The organism is Scleromatobacter humisilvae, assembly GCF_023231945.1.
Classification (GTDB): Bacteria; Pseudomonadota; Gammaproteobacteria; order Burkholderiales; family Burkholderiaceae_C; genus Scleromatobacter; species Scleromatobacter humisilvae.
Genome location: NZ_JAJLJH010000005.1, coordinates 243,424 through 261,011 on the forward strand (window position 1 = coordinate 243,424; position 17,588 = coordinate 261,011).

Below are 17,588 nucleotides of genomic sequence, written 5' to 3' on the forward strand. Positions count from 1 at the left end.
GATGGCCGACACGACGCCCGTGCTGCAGGTCAGGGATCTCAGCGTCCAGTTCCGCACCAACGACGGCCCGGTCTACGCCGTCAACCACGTGGATTTCGAGCTGGGCCGCGGCCAGACGCTGGGGATCGTTGGCGAGTCGGGCTCGGGCAAGTCGCAGACGATGCTGGCGATGATGGGCCTGCTCGCGCGCAACGGCACGGCCAGCGGCGAGGTGCTGCACCACGGCCGCAACCTGCTGGGCCTGCCGGCCGCCGAACTCAACGCCGTGCGCGGCGACCGCATCGCGATGATCTTCCAGGATCCGATGACGTCGCTCAACCCGTACCTGAGCGTCGAGCGCCAGATGACCGAGGTGCTGGAACTGCACCGCGGGCTGGGCCGGCGCGAGGCGCGCGTGCGCGCGATCCAGGCGCTCGATGCGGTGAAGATCCCCGACGCGAAGCGCCGCATCGACTTCTACCCGCACGAGTTCTCCGGCGGCATGCGCCAGCGCGTGATGATCGCGATGGCGCTGCTGTGCGAGCCCGAGGTGCTGATCGCCGACGAGCCCACCACCGCGCTCGACGCCACCGTGCAGGCGCAGATCACGCAGCTGCTGCGCGAGCTGCAGCGCGACCACGGCACGGCCATCGTGATGATCACGCACGACCTGGGCGTCGTCGCCGGCCTGTGCGACGACGTGATGGTGATGTATGGCGGCCGCGTGATGGAGCACGCGTCGGCCGACGACATCTTCCACCGCCCGTCGCACCCGTACACGCGCGGCCTGCTGGCGGCGCTGCCACGGCTGGACACCACGGGCCCGCTCGCGAGCATCCCCGGCAATCCGCCCAACATGAACGCGCTGCCGCCGGGCTGCCCGTTCTCGGCGCGCTGCCGCTTCGTGGAGCAGCGCTGCGTCGCGACGATGCCGATGCTGCAGCAGCTCGCGCCGACGTCGCGCACGCTGCGCGCCTGCCATCGCCCGGTGGCCGATCTCGACGCGATGGAGGCCGCCGGTGTCTGAGCCGCTGCTGTCGGTGCGCGACCTCAAGGTGCACTTCAGGGTGCGCGACCGCAAGGCCTGGCCGTGGACGGCCGCCGCCACGCTCAAGGCCGTCGACGGCGTGTCCTTCGAACTGCGCGCCGGCGAGACGCTGGGCATCGTGGGCGAATCGGGCTGCGGCAAGTCGACGCTGGCGCGCGCCTGCCTCAACCTGATCCCGGCCACCGGCGGCGAGGTCGTGTGGGCGGGCAAGACGCTGCGGCCCGACGACCACGCCGCGTGGCTGGCGGCGCGGCGCGACATCCAGATCATCTTCCAGGACCCTCTGGCGTCGCTGAACCCGCGCATGACCGTCGCGCGCATCATCGGCGAGCCGCTGCGCGTCCACCGCCCCGAGCTGAGCGACGACGAGGTGCACGCGAAGGTCGCCGCGGTGATGGCCGAGGTGGGCCTGACGCCGCAGCAGATCAACCGCTACCCGCACGAGTTCTCCGGCGGCCAGTGCCAGCGCATCGGCATCGCGCGGGCGCTGGTGCTCGAGCCGAAGCTCATCATCTGCGACGAGCCGGTGTCGGCGCTCGACGTCTCGATCCGCGCGCAGATCGTCAACCTGCTGCAGGAGCTGCAACGCCGCAAGGGCCTGGCGTTGATCTTCATCGCGCACGACCTCGCGGTGGTCAAGCACATCAGCGACCGCGTGCTGGTGCTCTACATGGGCAAGGCGATGGAACTCGCCGAAAGCGACGCGCTGTACGCGCGGCCGGGGCACCCGTACACCGAGGCGCTGCTGTCGGCGATCCCGATCCCCGACCCGCGCATCGAGCGCAGCAAGGTGCTGCAGCTGCTGTCCGGCGACATGCCCTCGCCGATCGACCCGCCGTCGGGCTGCGTGTTCCGCACGCGTTGTCCGAAGGCGATCGCGGTCTGTGCGCAGGAGCGACCCGCGTTGCGGCAGCTCGATGCCGAGACGGCGGCGGCCTGCCTGCTCGCGGCGGAACGTGCGGATCGAACGTAGAAAAGCCCCGCCAATCACGGATCGGCGAGGCTTCGCATCTGGCGCGCCCGACACGGTTCGAACGTGCGACCCCTGCCTTCGGAGGGCAGTACTCTATCCAGCTGAGCTACGGGCACTGAAGGCGCAAGTTTAGCCGATCGTGGGCGCGGGCCCGTCACGCGGGCGCTTTAGACTGGCTCGATGACGCAACACTCCTGGCCCGCCATCGCGCTGGCGCGGGCCTGCGACGGCCCGCCGCGCATCCCGTTCGTGCTGATGGACGAGCGCGGCCCCGTGCTTGGGTCGGTGGCGATCCGCCACCTCGACGCGCTGCGCGAATGGCCCGACGCCTTCGAGCTGCTGGCGGCCGACGACGGCACGCCGAGGGCGCTCGCGCTGCGCCTGCCCGCGCACGCGCGTGACGCGCGCCTCGCGCAGGTCCATGCGCGGCTGCGCGCGGACGGGCTGATCGTCGCATGGCGCGACGAGCCCTATCCGCTGCGCGACCGCCGCGGCGGCGAGCACGGCAGGCTGGAGCGCGCCGCCACTCGCTTCTGGGGCATGCTGACGCTGGGCGCGCATTGCAACGGCTACGTGGCCGATGCGTCGGGCCGCCCGACGCATCTGTGGATCGCGCGGCGCTCGCTGACCAAGCCGACCGATCCCGGGCGGCTCGACAACCTGATCGGCGGCGGCGTGCCTGCGGGGCAGTCGCCGCGCGACGCCGTCGTGCGCGAAGGCTGGGAGGAGGCCGGGCTCGAGGCGCGGCAGATGGCCGGGCTCGCGACGGGCGGGCTGGTCGACCTCGAGTGCGACATCCCGGAAGGCCGCCAGCACGAACGCCTGCACGTGTTCGACCTCGCGCTGCCCGCTGGCCTCGTCCCGCGCAACATCGACGGCGAGGTCGCCGAGCATCGCCTGATGCCGGTGGCCGAGGCGCTCGCACGCGCGGCCGCCGGCGAGCTGACCACCGACGCGGCGCTCGCGACGCTGGACTTCGCGGTTCGTCACGGCCTGGTTGAACCGGCCCCGGGCGCGCGGGAATCCACTCCGGCGGTGCTGACGGCGGCGCAGCGACGGGCCTTCGAGGCGCTCCGACCCACGATCTCGGGGAGTTGTAAGGGCTTGAAGGGCTGAACTACCATTCAAAGCAACTGAAGTGCGGCGTCAATCGCACTCAACCGAACGGTGTCGCAACGCCCGGACACTGCCTTCACGATGCCACGCCGCATCCAACGCACGCCCCGCAACGCCATGAACCAGCCAGCCACCCGCTACTCGAGCACCGCCATCGCCCTCCACTGGCTGATGGCGCTGGCGATCGTCGGCAACTTCTGCCTGGGCTGGTACATGTCGGACCTGCACATGTCGCTGCTGCGGCTCAAGCTCTTCAACTATCACAAGTGGGCGGGCGTGACGATCCTGCTGCTGGCCACGCTGCGCCTGCTGTGGCGCCTGGCCAAGCGGCCGCCGGCCGACCTGCCGGCCCCGAAGTGGCAGCACGTCGCCGCGCACGTGACGCACTGGGCGCTGTATGCGCTGTTCTTCGCCGTGCCGCTGGTCGGCTGGGCCTACAGCTCGGCGTCGGGCTTCCCGATCGTGCTGTTCGGCGTGCTGCCGCTGCCCGACTTCGTCGCCAAGAACCACGAGCTGGCCGAGACGCTGAAGGGCCTGCACGGCACGCTCGCCTGGACGCTGATCACGCTGGTCGGCCTGCACATCGCGGCCGTCGGCAAGCACATGGTCATCGACCGCGACGGCCTGCTGCGTCGCATGATGCCCGGCCGCGCCTGAACTCCTTCGACTGAGAGAAACCACCATGCTCAAGATCCGCACCGCCGTCGTCCTCGCCGCCTCGCTTGCGCTCACGGGCGTCGCCTTCGCCCAGGCCAAGGTCGTTCCCGCGCAGAGCCAGATCACCTTCGCGATCAAGGAGATGGGCGTGCCCGTCGAAGGCAAGTTCGGCAAGTGGACGGCCGACATCGCGTTCGACCCGAAGCAGCCTGCGGCGGGCAAGGTCGCGTTCACGATCGTCACGGCCAGTGCGTCGTTCGGCGTCCCGGAGACCGATGCCGAGGTGCCCAAGCCCGAATGGTTCAATGTCGCCAAGTTCCCCAACGCGACCTTCGCATCGACCGCGATCACGGCCAAGGGCGGCGGCAAGTTCGACGTCGCCGGCAAGCTGACGGTCAAGGGCACGACCAAGGACGTCGTCGTGCCGATCGCGCTGACGCAGGCCGGCCCGACCACCACCGCCACCGGCGCGTTCACGATCAAGCGCAACGACTTCAAGGTCGGCGAAGGCGAGTGGAAGGACACCTCGCAGCTGGCCGACGACGTGTCGGTCAAGTTCAAGATCGCGCTGACGGGCGTCGCCCCGCTTTAATCGATTCCTCAAGCCCCGCACGGGGCGGCAGCCGGTGGCGCGGGTCAGCGCCGGGACGCTTTCATTCCTTTGTTCCTGACCCGCGGAGACCCTCCCATGAAAAAGCTTTCCCTGATCGTCGCCGCACTCGGCTTCTTCGCCGCCGCCGCCCACGCCGAACCGGCCACGTACTCGGTCGATCCCAGCCACACGTTCGCCTCGTGGGAGATCGCCCACTTCAACACGTCGACCAACCGCGGCCGCTTCAACAAGACGACCGGCAGCGTGACGCTGGACAAGGCCGCCAAGACCGGCTCGCTGGACGTCACGGTCGACACGACGTCGCTGGACACCGGCACCGCCGCCTTCACCAAGCACATCTCCAGCGACGAGATGCTCAACGTCGCGGCCTTCCCGGCGGCGCACCTGGTCGCCAGCAAGTTCGTCTTCAACGGCGACAAGGTCAGCGAGATCGACGGCAACCTGACGCTGATGGGCAAGACGAACCCGGTCGTGCTGAAGGCGACCAACTTCAACTGCTACATGAGCCCGATGGTCAAGCGCGAGGTCTGCGGCGGCGACTTCGACATGATGATCACGCGCAGCCAGTTCGGCGTGTCGTACGGCCTGAACTACGGCTTCCCCGACACCATGCGCGTCGTCATCCAAGTTGAAGCCGTCAAGCAGTGAGCCCCCGGTCGGCGGATCACCGCTGACAGCCCCCCGAGGGGGCGCGCGGCCTTGCTCCGGAGCGGCCGCGCGCGGCGGCCGCGCGCTTTCGCCCTGCGCCTGGCCGGCACGCACCGTGGCTTCATCGATGGTTGCACTTCTGTGCGCCTGCCCGGGATTCGCTCTCGCGCAGGCGCAATCCGTTTCCGGCCCGATCACCTACAGGCTCGACCCGAACCACACGTTCGCGACGTTCGAGGTGCGCCATTTCGGCACGTCGACGCTGCGCGGGCGCATCGGGCCGATCACGGGCGAGGTGATGGTCGACCGCGCGGCGAAGGCGGGCGACCTGCGGCTGCGCATTCCGGTCGCGAGCGTCGAGACCGGCATGGGCGTGCTCGATGCGCGGCTGAAGGCGCCCGACCTGCTCGCGACGGCCGAATACCCGGAAGCGTATTTCGTCGCGACGCGGTTCCAGTTCGACGCCGCCGGCGGCGTCAAGGAAGTGCGCGGCGAGTTCACGCTGCGCGGCGTCGGCGAGCCGCTGTCGCTGGTCGCGCGGTCCTTCGCGTGCCGGCACGACGAGATGCTCGAGCGCGACGTCTGCGGCGGCGATTTCGAGGCCGACCTGAAGCGCGGCCGCTTCGGCGCCACGCTGGGCGAGCCGTTCGTCAGCGACGACGTGCACCTGGTGATCCAGGTCGAGGCCATAGCCCCCTGACGCGCGGACGCAACGCCGCTGCCCGATAATCGGGCATGCGCCGCCGCGTGCGGCACGCATTCCACGAAAGCCTTGGCGATGACTCTCCCTGACGATTGGCGGCACGACCGCGAGATCGGCGTGCAACCCGGCACGACGCTGGACACCACGCGCGTCGACGACGTGCGCATCGGCGCCGTGCGCCCGCTCATCTCCCCGGCGCTGCTGCTGGACGACATGCCCGCGCCCGACAGCGCGGTGTCGCTGGTCGAACACGCGCGCGTCGAGCTGGCCAAGGTGCTCAGCGGCGCCGACGACCGGCTGATCGTCGTGGTCGGCCCGTGCTCGATCCACGACCACGACCAGGCGCTGGAGTACGCGCGCCACCTGAAGGTCGTCGCCGACGCGTTGAAGAACGAGCTGGTCGTCGTGATGCGCGTCTATTTCGAGAAGCCGCGCACCACCGTCGGCTGGAAGGGCTACATCAACGATCCACGCCTGGACGGCAGCTTCCGCATCAACGAGGGCCTGCGCAAGGCTCGCCAGCTTCTGCTGGACGTCGCCGAGATCGGCCTGCCGGCTGGCACCGAGTTCCTCGACCTGCTGAGCCCGCAATACATCGCCGACCTGGTGTCCTGGGGCGCGATCGGCGCGCGCACCACCGAGAGCCAGAGCCATCGCCAGCTGGCGTCGGGCCTGTCGTGCCCGGTCGGCTTCAAGAACGGCACCGACGGCGGCATCAAGGTGGCGGCCGACGCCATCCTGGCGGCCAACTCGTCGCACGCCTTCATGGGCATGACCAAGATGGGCCAGGCCGCGATCTTCGAGACGCGCGGCAACGCCGACTGCCACGTGATCCTGCGCGGCGGCAAGGCTCCGAACTACAAGGCGCCGGATGTCACCGCCGCCTGCGGCGCGCTGGCCGAACGCGGCCTGCGCGAGCAGGTGATGATCGACTTCTCGCACGCCAACTCCGAGAAGAAGCACATGCGCCAGATCGACGTCGGCGCCGACGTCGCCGGGCAGATCGCCGGCGGCGACCGCCGCATCACCGGGGTGATGATCGAGAGCCATCTGGCCGACGGCCGGCAGGACCTGAAGCCGGGCGTGACGCCGGCCTGGGGGGTGTCGATCACCGACGCGTGCATCAGCTGGGCCGACACCGAGCCGCTGCTGGTGCGCCTGGCCAAGGCGGTGCGCGAGCGCCGCGCGGGCGCGGCGTCGTGAGCGTCGATGCGCTCGCGGGTGCCGTGGAGCGCCAGGCGGAAGGCGTCCGCTACGTCGGGTTCTGGGCCCGCCTGGCCGCGGGCCTGCTCGACCTGATCCTGGTGCTGTTCGTCGTCATCCCGGTGCTGGTCTGGCTGTTCGGCGACGGCTGGACGGAAGGACGAGGCGTGGTCGGCTTCGTCGTCAACTGGGTGCCGCTGGGCGGCGCCATCATCGCGTTCTGGGTGATGAAGGGCGCGACGCCCGGCAAGATGGCGATCTCGGCGGTCGTGGTCGATGCGCAGACACACTCGCCCGTCGACTTCTGGCAGGCGCTCACGCGCTACGTTGGCTACTTCGTCTCCACCATCCCGCTGTTCGCCGGCCTGGCCTGGGTGGCGTTCGACGCGCGCAAGCAGGGCTGGCATGACAAGATGGCGCGCACGGTGGTGGTCTACCGCCCACGTTGAGCGAGGACGGCAGCGATGCAACGAGTGACCGGGATCGGCGGCGTCTTCTTCAAGGCGCGCGACGCCGACGTGCTGCGAGCCTGGTACAAGCGCCACCTGGGCCTGGACATCCAGGACTGGGGCGGCCTCGCCTTCCCGCCGGCACCCACGCAGCCCGCCGGGAGCAAGTCGCCGCTTGCCTCGCACACCACCTGGTGCATCTTCCCGGGCGACAGCGACTACTTCGGCGGCACGCGCGGCGCGGGCTTCATGGTGAACTACCGCGTCGCCGACCTCGACGCGCTGCTCGCCGTGCTCAAGCGCGAGGGCTGCGCCGTCGACGACAAGACCGAGGTCTCCGAGTACGGCAAGTTCGGCTGGGTGACCGACCCGGAAGGCAACCGCGTGGAGCTCTGGCAGCCGCCTTCCTAGCGCCGGTCAGACGCGTTCGACGACCAGCGCGATGCCCTGGCCCACGCCGATGCACATCGTGCACAGCGCGTAGCGGCCCCCGGTGGCATGCAGCTGGTTGACGGCCGTCGTCACCAGCCGCGCGCCGCTGGCGCCCAGCGGGTGGCCGAGAGCGATCGCGCCGCCGTTCGGATTGACGCGCGGGTCGTCGTCGGCCACGCCCAGCTGACGCAGAACGGCCAGGCCCTGCGCGGCGAAGGCCTCGTTCAGCTCGATGACGTCCATCTGCGAGATCGTCAGCCCCAGGCGCGCGAGCAGCTTCTTGGACGCCGGTGCCGGCCCGATGCCCATCACGCGGGGCGCGACGCCGGCCACGGCCATGCCCAGCACGCGGGCGCGCGGCGTGAGGCCGTGCGTCTTCGCGGCGCTGGCGCTGGCGAGCAGCAGGGCGCAGGCGCCGTCGTTGACGCCGGAGGCGTTGCCCGCGGTGATCGTGCCGTTCGGGCGCACGATGGGCTTGAGCTTCGCCAGCGCGTCGAGCGAGGTCTCGCGCGGGTGTTCGTCCCTGGCGACGACGAGGGCGTCGCCCTTCTTCTGCGGCACGCTGACCGGGGTGATCTCGGCGTCGAAGAAGCCGCGCTTCTGGGCCTCGACCGCGCGCAGCTGCGAGCGCAGCGCCATCGCGTCCTGGTCGGCGCGGTTGACGCCGAAGTCGTCGGCGACGTTCTCCGCCGTCTCGGGCATCGAATCGACGCCGTATTGGGCCTTCATCTGCGGGTTGACGAAGCGCCAGCCGATGGTCGTGTCGTAGATCGCGTTCTCGCGCGCGAAGGCCGAGGTCGCCTTGGGCATCACGAACGGCGCGCGGCTCATGCTCTCGACGCCGCCCGCCAGCAGCAGGCCGGCCTCGCCGGAACGGATCGCCTGGGCGGCGCTGCCGACGGCGTTCAGGCCCGAGCCGCACAGGCGGTTCAGCGTGACGCCGGGTACGTCCACGGGTATGCCCGCCAGCAGCGCGCTCATGCGGGCGACGTTGCGGTTGTCCTCGCCGGCCTGGTTGGCGCATCCGTACAGCACGTCGTCGATCGCCGCGGGGTCGAGTTCGGGATGGCGTGCGAGCAGCGCGCGGATTGGAATGGCCCCGAGATCGTCGGCGCGCACCGCCGACAGGGCGCCGCCGTAGCGGCCGAAGGGGGTGCGCAAGGCGTCGCAGATGAAGGCGTCGGTCATGGTGGGGTCGTCTCGCTGGCGTGGAATTTGTTCGCAGGAAGAACAATTATTCGAATAGTGGCTCCTGCCGTCAGGATTTTGCTCGTTTTCGGTGCGCTCCCGGTTTATATGGGATCTGTCCGCTCAAGTCGGGCAGGGGAATGGCCGATTCCAGCTGAGGAAAGAAACCGTTCGCGAGCCTGCGTGCGGTGAGGACAACTCCGAATGACGACCCCTATCCAAGCGAGCGCCTTGCGAATCGGCATGTTCGTTCATCTGAACGTCGGCTGGATGTCGCATCCGTTCCCGTTGTCAAGCTTCAAGCTGACCTCCAGCGAGCAGATCGAGACGATCCGCTCGCTCGGCCTGACGCGCCTGACGTGGAGCCCGGAGCGCAGCGACATCGAGGAGCCGGCCGTCGAGGCGTCCGCCGCCGCGGCGGGCGTGCCGCCGGTCGAGGAAGAGGCACCCAAGCCGCTCGACGCGCGCCAGCTGGCCAGGCTGGCGCTGCACGCGCAGATGGAGATCGCCCAGCGCTGCGAGCGCCAGTTCACCGAGGCGTGCCGCGACCTGCGGCGCGCCAACGACAAGGTGCTGACCGACCCCGCGCAGGCCAACGCCGACGCGCAGCAGCTCGCGCGTGCGATCCTGGACAAGATGCTGGTCGAGGGCGAGCCCTGCCTGCGCGTGCTCGGCGAGATGGCCAGCGACCGCCACGCCGCCCATTCGCTCAACGTCACCGTCGTCTCGCTGATGCTGGGCCGCCAGCTGTCGATACCCGCCAATGTATTGCTGGAACTGGGCGTCGGCGCGTTGATGCACGACATCGGCAAGGTGGCGCTGCCCGATCGCGTGCGCCTCGCGCGCGAGGATTTCAACGCCGGCGAGGCCGCGCTCTATCGCGACCACGTCGCCCAGGGCCTGATCCTGGGCCGCCGCATGGGGCTGTCGGCGGACGCGCAACTGGTCATCGCCCAGCACCACGAGCTGGCGGACGGCAGCGGCTTCCCGAGCGCGCTGATGCTGCCGCGGATGTCGCTGCCCGCGCGCATCGTGGCGCTGGTCAATCGCTACGACAACCTGTGCAACGCCGCGTCGCCGGCGCAGTCGATCACGCCGCACGAGGCCTTGTCGCGCCTGTTCGCGCAATGCCGTTCGAAGTTCGACGAGACGCTGCTGTCCGGCTTCATCAAGATGATGGGCATCTACCCGCCGGGTTCGGTGGTGCAGCTGAGCGACGACCGCTACGCGATGGTGATGACGGTCAACGCCGCGCACCCGCTCAAGCCGCGCGTGCTGGTCTACGACCCGGCCGTGGCGGCCGAGGACGCGATCCATCTCGACCTCGAGAAGACCCCGCAGCTGGGCATCCGCCGCAGCCTCAAGCCGGTGCAGCTGCCCACGCGCGCCGTCGACTACCTCAAGCCGCGCCAGCGCATCTCGTACTTCTTCGACGTCGAGAGCGCGCCGAAGGAAGACGCGCGGGAAGAGGCGGCGGCATGACCTCCACGCTGCCGCTCCTGACGCAGGTCGCGGCCAAGGAGTCGTTCAAGGGCCTGCTCGCGGGGGTCGCCGCGCTGGGCCACGCCGCGTGGATCGTCGACGCGGCGCAGGGCCACATCCTGGCCGCGAACGCCGAGGCCGAGGAACTGCTCGAGCGCAAGGACCTCGAGGGCCTGGACGCCGACGACGCCATCGCCGACCTCGAGGACATGGCCTACTGGGACGGTGTGCGCTGCGGCGTCGTGACCGTGCTCGAGAGCGACGCCGAGCTGCACCTGCCCAGCGGGCGCAGCGTGGCCGTCTCGCGCCGCATCGCGCCCGTCTGGCTCGCCGACGGAACGCCGCTGTTCCTCGTGCACGTGCGCGACCGCAGCCGCGAGCACCGCATCGAGGTCGAGCGCGAGACCGCGCTGGCCGAGCTGCGTGCCACGCTCGAGGCGACGGCCGACGCCATCCTCGTGACCGACCTTGCCGGCAACATCCGCGCGTTCAACCGCCGCTTCGCGCGCATGTGGTCGCTGCCCGACGCCGTGCTGCACGCGGGCGACGACCGCGCCGTGCACGACTGGGTGCGCATGAACGTGATGGACGTCGACGCCTACGACCGCCGGCTGGAGGACGTCTACGCGCACACGCTGTCCGAGGCGGTCGACCGGATCGGGCAGGTCAACGGCGCGATCATCGAGCGCCACGCGCAGCCGCAGTGGAGCCACGGCCGGCCGATCGGCCGCGTGTTCTCGTTCCGCGAGACCAATCCGCACCGCGCCGGCGCGCCGCGCGAGCCGGGCAACCTCGGCGTCGACCAGCTCACGCACTTGCCCAACCGCACCGGCTTCCTGGCGACGCTGGAGGACGCGCTGCGGGCGAGCCGCCAGAGCGCGGGCTTCGCCGTGCTGTGCATCGAGTTCAACCGCGACGCGCTGTTCGGCGAGGGCGGCGACAGCGCCGCCGGCGCGCGCCGGCTGTCCGAGCTGGCCGGCCATGTGCGCGGCGCGATGCGCCAGCCGCACCATTGCGCGCGCCTGGGCGGCAGCCGCTTCGGCGTGCTGATCGCCCACGCCAGCGAGGCCGCCGCCGAGGCCGCGGCGCGGCGGCTGATCGACCTGCAGGAGCGCGCCGACGGCGTGCCGGTGGCGATCGGCATCGGCACCTATCCGGGTGCCGGGCTGTCGGCCGACGAGGTGCTGCGCCACGTCGAGATCGCGATGCATCGCGCGCAACAGGCGAGCCGCTCGTCGTTCGCGGTGCACAAGTTCGGCTTCGAGTCCTGGCAGCGCAAGCGCGACCGCGTCGAGGCCGGCCTGCTGCGCGCCGCCGGCGAAGGGCGCTTCCGCCTCGCCGCGCAGCCGCGCTTCGACACCGCCAGCGGCCTGGCCGTCGCGCTCGAGGTGCACCTGCGCTGGCGCGACCGCGAGCTCGGCGAGGTGCCGGCGAGCCAGTTCATGGGCGTCGCCGAGGAGCGCGGGCTGGTCGGCGCGCTCGACGACTGGGTGCTGGAGCACGGCCTGCTGCAGCAGCGTCGCTGGCGCGCCGCGGGCCACGCGCTGCGCCTGAACATCAACGTCTCGGACTGGCAGCTGACGCAGCCGGGCTACGCGCGCCGCGTCGCCGCCGCGCTCGAGGCGGCCGGCTGCGCGCCGTCCGAGCTCGAGATCGACGTCGCCGAATCGGCGCTGGACACCGACCCCGACGCCGCGCTCGCGGCCGTGCGCTCGCTGGCGCGCCAGGGCGTGCGCGTGATGCTCGAAGGCTTCGGCGACGGCACCAGTTCGCTCGCCGTGCTGCAGCGCCTGCCGCTGGCCGGCGTCAAGCTGGACTCGGCGCTGTCGCAGGCCTGCGCCGGTGCGGGCGCCGAGGCGCGCTGGGTGCCGGCGCTGGTGCAGCTCGCGCACGCGATGCAGCTCGAGGTGCACGCCACCGGCGCCGACACCGAGCTGCAGTGCGCCGCGCTGATCGCGGCCGGCTGCGACGGCCTGCAGGGCCGGCGTCTGGGGACGTGGATGGAAGAGCGCGCGCTCGAGTCCTGGTTCAGCCTGCCGGCGTCGCAAAGAAGGCTCTAGGCATCCTGCATCTGGTCTTCGCCGCCCAGGTTGGGCGCGATGTCCTCTTCGAGATCGAGATCTTCGGCGGGCGCCTCGCCCTCGCGTGCGGGCGCGGGCGGCGGCTTGGGCGAGGGCGGAGGGGCGGGCGTGCTCATGGGAATCCTTTCTGCAACGCAGTCGACGGCTTCGATTCTGATCCTCGCACGCCCCCAGCGCCGCCTGGCGTAGGACAGGCACTACAGGGCGTCGGGACACCGGCCGGCAGCCAGCGGCGCGCTTTCGGCGCATTCTCGGGGCGTCCGTCCAAGCCATTCCGCGAAAGCGTCGTCCCATGTCCGTCTTTTCCGTCCGCAACGTGCTGCCCGTCGTCACCTCGGTGGTCGCCACGCTGTTCCTCGCCACCGCCGTGCCGCACGGCCTGGTGCCGGAGGCCGCGGCCGCGGAGTTGACGCCGGACGTCATCATCGGCGCCGAGGTGCAACGCTGCGAGGCGAGCGGACGCGACACCGACGCCTGCCTCGACGAGGCGGACGGCAAGGCCCTGGTGGAGCGGGCCGAATGGCTGGCGCGCGACGACAGCGCCTCTCGACGAGCGAGCCGCCGATGAATCCCCGGGGCGCCACCGCCGATGCCGCAGGCGCCGCCCTGCGAGTCCGGCCGCGCGGTGACGACGCGCCGGCGCGCGCGCTGGAGGTCTATGTCGTCGAGGACAACGTGATCGTCCTCGAGAGCCTGATCGCCGCGCTCGAGGAACTCGCGCCCGTGCGCGTGGTCGGCACCGCGTCCGACGAGAGCGTGGCCGTCGACTGGCTGCGCGCCGACGGCGAGCGCTGCGACCTGGTGATCATCGACATCTTCCTGCGCACCGGCTCCGGCCTGGGCGTGATCGCCGCCGCGCGCCAGAAGCGCCCCGGCGCGGCGCTGGTCGTCCTCAGCAACTATGCGACCGACGAGATGCAGGCGCGCTGCCTGGCCAGCGGTGCCGACCGCGTGTTCGACAAGTCGCGCGACATCGACCAGCTGGTCGCCTACTGCATCGCGCTGTGGTCGCGCGAACCGGGCGAACTGCCGCACTGATTCTTGCGTCGGCGGCGCGGTCTTGGCCCCGCGGTGCAGCCCGAGCGCGCATGCTGATTGCCCTGTAGTTCGCGTCCTACGGCTGTGACCGTGCCCGCCCGACAAGCAGGCGCGCCCCAGCCCTACCGGCAAGCGCAGGCCTGTCGCGCACACTGAAAACGTCTCTTCAGAGCTTTGGCCGCACCCCCGGCTGCAGCGACGAATCCAACCTATCCAGGAGCTCAAAACATGTCCGAAACCTCGCTGTCCAACGCCGCTTCCACGTCTTCCGATCACTTCAACCGCGCCGCTGCGTCGCTGAAGGCCGCCGAGCGCGATGCCCGCACCGCCATCGACAGCGCCGTCGACGGTCTGACCAGCGCCTATGGCGAAGCCAAGCCGGCGCTGTCGCGCTATGCCCAGCGCGCCCGCGACTACGCCAGCGACGGCTACGACGCTGCCCGCGAACGCGCCGCCGCGCTGAAGGATCGCGGCCAGCAGGCCGTCGAATCGACGCGTGGCTACGTGTCGGAAGAGCCGATCAAGTCGCTGCTGATCGCGGCGGCCGTCGGCGCTGCCGTCATCGCGCTGGTCGAAGTGGTGCGCATCCGCCGCAACCGCTGAACGTAACCCCTCGAAACGCTGGGTGGTTCACGTCGAACCGTCGAGCGGATCGTCGACAATCGCGGCCAGGGCTTCCCCGGCCGCTTTTTTTTGTGGAAGCGAACCATGATCTACAAGTTCAAGAGCAAGGCCACCGGCGACCTCATCATGACGCAGCCGGTCGGCGAGCGCGTGCTGTCGCTGATCGGCAAGCCCGCCACGCCGCAGGGCATCATCGACGTCGACCAGCTGGCCGCCGCGATGAGCGCGCTGGAGGCCGCGGTGGCGGCCGAGAGCCCGGCGCCCGCCGGCTCCGACGACACCGCGCCGAAGGGCGATCGCGTCAGCCTGCGCCAGCGCGTGTGGCCGATGGTGGAGATGATGAAGCGCGCGCTGGCCGAGAAACAGCCCATCACGTGGGGCGCATGACGTTGGAAAGAGTGTTCGAATGAGCCACGGGGAAGCGACGCGCCTGATCGCGGTGCGGCACGGCGAGACGGCCTGGAACGTCGAGGCCCGGCTGCAGGGCCAGCTGGACATCCCGCTCAACGAGCGCGGCCTCGAGCAGGCGCGCCGCACGGCCCACTGGCTCGCGGAGGATTGCCCCGACGTGGTCGTCAGCAGCGACCTCGCGCGCGCGCAGGCGACCGCGCAGGCCATCGCGAGCTTCAACCGAATTCCGCTGGAGCTAGACGCCGGCCTGCGCGAACGCAGCTTCGGCGGCTTCCAGGGCATGACGCACACCGAGGTGTCCGAACGCTGGCCCGAATTGTCCGCGCGCTGGAAGAGCCGCGACCCCGAGTTCGCGCCCGGGATGAACGGCGACGGCGAATCGCTGACCGCCTTCTACGCGCGCTGCATCGAGGCCACGCTGCGCATCGCCGAGCGCCACGAAGGCAAGACCGTGGTGTTGGTGGCGCACGGCGGCGTGATGGACTGCCTTTACCGCGCCGCCACCCGCGTGCCGCTCGACGCGCCGCGCATCTGGCAACTCGACAACGCGGCGATCAACCGGCTGCTGCACACGTCGTCCGGCCTGACGATGGTGGGCTGGAACGACACCAGCCACCTCGATCTCAACGCGCCGACGCTGGACGAATCGGCGGACAAGATGCCGGTGGCCGCGGCGCTGGCGGCGCGCACCGACTGACGCCGCCCTCGGCGCTCAGAATTCGGGCGGGACGCCGAAAAGGTCCGAGCCGTTGCGCGCGGGCGGCGCCAGCCCCAGGTGCCGATACGCCGCCACCGTCGCGATGCGTCCGCGCGGCGTGCGCTGCAGGTAGCCCTGCTGGATCAGGTAGGGCTCGATGACGTCCTCGATCGTGCCCGACTCCTCGCCGATGGCCGCGGCGACGTTGTCCAGGCCGACGGGGCCGCCGTCGAAGCGGTGCACGATGGCCTCGAGCAGCTTGCGGTCCATCACGTCGAAGCCTTGCGGATCGACGTCGAGCATCGCGAGCGCCAGGTTGGCCACCGGCACGGTGATGCGGCCCTGGGCCTTGACGTCGGCGTAGTCGCGCACGCGGCGCAACAGGCGGTTGGCAATGCGGGGCGTGCCGCGCGAACGGCGGGCGAGCTCGAAGGCGCCGTCCGGATCGATGGGCACGCCCAGCAGGCCGGCCGAGCGGGTGACGATGGCGGCGAGTTCGTCGGCGGTGTAGAACTCCAGCCGCGCGACGATGCCGAAGCGGTCGCGCAGCGGGTTGGTGAGCATGCCGGCGCGCGTGGTGGCGCCCACCAGCGTGAACGGCTGCAGGTCGAGCTTGATCGAGCGGGCGGCGGGGCCGTCGCCGATCATGATGTCGATCTGGAAGTCTTCCAGCGCCGGGTACAGGATCTCCTCGACGACCGGCGACAGGCGGTGGATCTCGTCGATGAACAGCACGTCGTTGCGCTCGAGGCCGGTCAGGATGGCCGCCAGATCCTTCGGCTTCTCCAGCACCGGGCCGGAGGTCTGGCGCAGGTTGACGCCCAGTTCGGCCGCGATGATGTGGGAGAGCGTGGTCTTGCCCAGGCCCGGCGGGCCGAACAGCAGCACGTGGTCGAGCGACTCCGCGCGCTTGCGGGCGGCGCCGATGAAGATGTCGAGCTGCTCGCGTGCCTTGACCTGGCCGACGTAGTCGTCCAGCCGCTTGGGGCGCAGCGCGCGTTCCATCGCCTCTTCGTTGGGCGACGTCGGATTGGCGCCGACGACGCGCGCGGGACGCGGATCGCGAGCACCGGCGCCGTTGAAATCGTCGGTCTGTATGGACATGCAGTGATTATCAGCGCTTAGTCGAGCCTGCGGCTACGATGACGAGCAATTGAATCGCTCCGGACGTCCTTGATGATGAAAATCGCCGCTTTTGCCGCCGTCGCCGTGTTCGCGACCGCCGCCGCCAACGCCCAGGTCACCGTCGACAAGCCCTGGGTGCGCAGCACCGTCGCCCAGCAGACGACGACGGCCGCCTACCTGACGATCACCTCGGCCAGGGGCGGCAAGCTGGTGTCCGCCAGCTCGCCGGTGGCCGCCGCGGTGGACGTGCACGAGATGAAGATGGACGGCGACCTGATGAAGATGCGTGCCGTCGACGCCGTGCCGCTGCCGGCGGGCCAGCCGGTGGAATTCAAGCCCAACGGGCTGCACGTGATGCTCACCGGCCTGAAGGCGCCGTTGAAGGCGGGCGACGTGGTGCCGATCAAGCTGGTCGTCGAGGACGCGAAGGGCAAGCGCGAGACGGTGGACGTGAAGGCCGTCGCGCGGCAGAACTGACGACTCCCGAAGGCGTGTCAGGCCATGGGGCGCTACGACAAGGCCTTCATCGCCAGCTTGATGCCGTCGCTGACCCCGACGTCCTTCGGCAGCCCCTTGATCGCCATCGCCGCTTCCTTCTCGTTGTAGCCGAGCGCGATCAGCGCCTGCACGATGTCGCCCTGCGCGTCGCTGGCGATCGCCGCGCCGCTGACGACGAGCTCCGGCCCGAGCTTGCCCTTGAGTTCGAGCAGCAGGCGCTCGGCGGTCTTCTTGCCGATGCCCGGCACCTTCTGCAGCCGGCCGCCTTCCTGGCGCGCGACGGCGCCGGCGAGGTCGGCTACCGACAGCCCCGACAGGATGCCGAGCGCGGTGCGCGGCCCGACGCCGGAGATCTTGATCAGCGTGCGGAAGGTCGCGCGCTCCTCCGGCGTGAGGAAGGCGAACAGCTGCTGCGCGTCCTCGCGCACGACGAAATGCGTCAGCAGGGTCACGCGTTCGCCGAGGCCCGGCAGGTTGCAGAACGTGCTCATCGGCACGTCGACCTCGTAGCCGACCCCCTGCACGTCCAGCAGAACCTGCGGGGGCGTTTTTTCCGCGACGATGCCCGTGAGACGACCGATCATGCGGCGATTATCGGTTGGACGGACAATCGCGCCTCGCTC

General features: G+C 70.5%; 22 protein-coding genes and 1 tRNA gene. 18 read left to right on the forward strand and 5 right to left on the reverse strand.

All coding sequences use genetic code 11. The features are described 5' to 3' along the window. Window position 1: 1 nt before the first annotated feature. Together LPC04_RS18650 and oppF are read left to right on the forward strand one after the other, a co-directional pair. The gene (locus LPC04_RS18650; RefSeq protein WP_275683768.1) at window positions 2-1,006 is read left to right on the forward strand and encodes an ABC transporter ATP-binding protein; all 1,005 of its coding nucleotides are present in this window, start codon (window positions 2-4) and stop codon (window positions 1,004-1,006) included. After that, on the forward strand, window positions 999-2,000 hold the full coding sequence (oppF, locus tag LPC04_RS18655; protein WP_275683769.1) for a murein tripeptide/oligopeptide ABC transporter ATP binding protein OppF: 1,002 nt from the start codon (window positions 999-1,001) through the stop codon (window positions 1,998-2,000). The genes LPC04_RS18650 and oppF overlap by 8 nt, the downstream gene beginning before the upstream one ends. Before the next feature lie 39 nt (window positions 2,001-2,039). Here the strand turns inward: oppF and LPC04_RS18660 are convergent. After that, a tRNA-Arg gene (locus LPC04_RS18660) sits at window positions 2,040-2,116 on the reverse strand. 64 nt (window positions 2,117-2,180) lie between these two features. On the opposite strand from LPC04_RS18660, the gene LPC04_RS18665 reads away from it, so the two are divergent. From LPC04_RS18665 to LPC04_RS18700, 8 genes are all read left to right on the forward strand, one after another. Beyond that, a complete protein-coding gene (locus LPC04_RS18665) occupies window positions 2,181-3,116 on the forward strand; it encodes an NUDIX hydrolase (RefSeq protein ID WP_275683770.1) in 936 nt (311 codons plus the stop codon). 117 nt (window positions 3,117-3,233) lie between these two features. Beyond that, complete coding sequence (locus LPC04_RS18670; RefSeq protein WP_275683771.1) at window positions 3,234-3,773, forward strand: cytochrome b; 540 nt, start codon at window positions 3,234-3,236, stop codon at window positions 3,771-3,773. A gap of 25 nt (window positions 3,774-3,798) precedes the next feature. Beyond that, window positions 3,799-4,365 (forward strand): YceI family protein, encoded by a 567-nt coding sequence (locus tag LPC04_RS18675; protein ID WP_275683772.1) that lies wholly within the window; start codon window positions 3,799-3,801, stop codon window positions 4,363-4,365. A gap of 96 nt (window positions 4,366-4,461) precedes the next feature. Further along, on the forward strand, window positions 4,462-5,034 hold the full coding sequence (locus tag LPC04_RS18680) for a YceI family protein (protein WP_275683773.1): 573 nt from the start codon (window positions 4,462-4,464) through the stop codon (window positions 5,032-5,034). A 127-nt stretch (window positions 5,035-5,161) separates the two neighbouring features. After that, complete coding sequence (locus LPC04_RS18685; protein ID WP_275683774.1) at window positions 5,162-5,734, forward strand: YceI family protein; 573 nt, start codon at window positions 5,162-5,164, stop codon at window positions 5,732-5,734. A 78-nt stretch (window positions 5,735-5,812) separates the two neighbouring features. Continuing rightward, window positions 5,813-6,940 carry a 3-deoxy-7-phosphoheptulonate synthase gene (locus LPC04_RS18690; protein ID WP_275683775.1) on the forward strand — a complete coding sequence of 376 codons (1,128 nt, stop codon included), beginning with the start codon at window positions 5,813-5,815 and terminating at the stop codon, window positions 6,938-6,940. Then, a complete protein-coding gene (locus tag LPC04_RS18695) occupies window positions 6,937-7,389 on the forward strand; it encodes an RDD family protein (RefSeq protein ID WP_275683776.1) in 453 nt (150 codons plus the stop codon). The genes LPC04_RS18690 and LPC04_RS18695 overlap by 4 nt, the downstream gene beginning before the upstream one ends. A 15-nt stretch (window positions 7,390-7,404) precedes the next feature. After that, window positions 7,405-7,800 (forward strand): VOC family protein, encoded by a 396-nt coding sequence (locus tag LPC04_RS18700; protein ID WP_275683777.1) that lies wholly within the window; start codon window positions 7,405-7,407, stop codon window positions 7,798-7,800. A gap of 6 nt (window positions 7,801-7,806) precedes the next feature. On the opposite strand, the gene pcaF is transcribed toward LPC04_RS18700, so the two are convergent. Continuing rightward, window positions 7,807-9,009, reverse strand: coding sequence for a 3-oxoadipyl-CoA thiolase (pcaF, locus tag LPC04_RS18705; protein ID WP_275683778.1), 1,203 nt, complete (start codon window positions 9,007-9,009; stop codon window positions 7,807-7,809). Window positions 9,010-9,252: 243 nt separating this feature from the next. On the opposite strand from pcaF, the gene LPC04_RS18710 reads away from it, so the two are divergent. Then, window positions 9,253-10,491, forward strand: a complete 1,239-nt coding sequence (locus LPC04_RS18710) for an HD-GYP domain-containing protein (RefSeq protein ID WP_420854741.1) — start codon at window positions 9,253-9,255, stop codon at window positions 10,489-10,491. Further along, complete coding sequence (locus LPC04_RS18715; RefSeq protein WP_275683780.1) at window positions 10,488-12,551, forward strand: GGDEF domain-containing phosphodiesterase; 2,064 nt, start codon at window positions 10,488-10,490, stop codon at window positions 12,549-12,551. The genes LPC04_RS18710 and LPC04_RS18715 overlap by 4 nt, the downstream gene beginning before the upstream one ends. Here the strand turns inward: LPC04_RS18715 and LPC04_RS18720 are convergent. Next, window positions 12,548-12,688, reverse strand: coding sequence for a hypothetical protein (locus LPC04_RS18720; protein WP_275683781.1), 141 nt, complete (start codon window positions 12,686-12,688; stop codon window positions 12,548-12,550). The genes LPC04_RS18715 and LPC04_RS18720 overlap by 4 nt on opposite strands. A gap of 176 nt (window positions 12,689-12,864) precedes the next feature. Between LPC04_RS18720 and LPC04_RS18725 the strand changes: the two genes are divergently transcribed. From LPC04_RS18725 to LPC04_RS18745, 5 genes are all read left to right on the forward strand, one after another. After that, complete coding sequence (locus LPC04_RS18725; RefSeq protein WP_275683782.1) at window positions 12,865-13,140, forward strand: hypothetical protein; 276 nt, start codon at window positions 12,865-12,867, stop codon at window positions 13,138-13,140. After that, on the forward strand, window positions 13,137-13,610 hold the full coding sequence (locus LPC04_RS18730; RefSeq protein WP_275683783.1) for a response regulator: 474 nt from the start codon (window positions 13,137-13,139) through the stop codon (window positions 13,608-13,610). The genes LPC04_RS18725 and LPC04_RS18730 overlap by 4 nt, the downstream gene beginning before the upstream one ends. A 228-nt stretch (window positions 13,611-13,838) precedes the next feature. After that, a complete protein-coding gene (locus LPC04_RS18735; protein WP_275683784.1) occupies window positions 13,839-14,213 on the forward strand; it encodes a hypothetical protein in 375 nt (124 codons plus the stop codon). 105 nt (window positions 14,214-14,318) lie between these two features. Further along, window positions 14,319-14,621 (forward strand): DUF1840 domain-containing protein, encoded by a 303-nt coding sequence (locus LPC04_RS18740; RefSeq protein ID WP_275683785.1) that lies wholly within the window; start codon window positions 14,319-14,321, stop codon window positions 14,619-14,621. A gap of 19 nt (window positions 14,622-14,640) precedes the next feature. After that, window positions 14,641-15,342 (forward strand): histidine phosphatase family protein, encoded by a 702-nt coding sequence (locus LPC04_RS18745; protein ID WP_275683786.1) that lies wholly within the window; start codon window positions 14,641-14,643, stop codon window positions 15,340-15,342. A gap of 15 nt (window positions 15,343-15,357) precedes the next feature. Here LPC04_RS18745 and ruvB read toward each other — a convergent pair whose 3' ends face one another. Next, the gene (ruvB, locus tag LPC04_RS18750; protein WP_275683787.1) at window positions 15,358-16,446 is read right to left on the reverse strand and encodes a Holliday junction branch migration DNA helicase RuvB; all 1,089 of its coding nucleotides are present in this window, start codon (window positions 16,444-16,446) and stop codon (window positions 15,358-15,360) included. Between the two features lie 75 nt (window positions 16,447-16,521). On the opposite strand from ruvB, the gene LPC04_RS18755 reads away from it, so the two are divergent. Then, window positions 16,522-16,944 (forward strand): copper chaperone PCu(A)C, encoded by a 423-nt coding sequence (locus LPC04_RS18755; RefSeq protein ID WP_275683788.1) that lies wholly within the window; start codon window positions 16,522-16,524, stop codon window positions 16,942-16,944. Between the two features lie 32 nt (window positions 16,945-16,976). Here the strand turns inward: LPC04_RS18755 and ruvA are convergent, their stop codons facing one another. After that, entirely contained in the window at window positions 16,977-17,549 is a 573-nt protein-coding gene (gene ruvA, locus LPC04_RS18760; RefSeq protein ID WP_275683789.1) for a Holliday junction branch migration protein RuvA, read from the reverse strand. Window positions 17,550-17,588 lie beyond the last annotated feature (39 nt).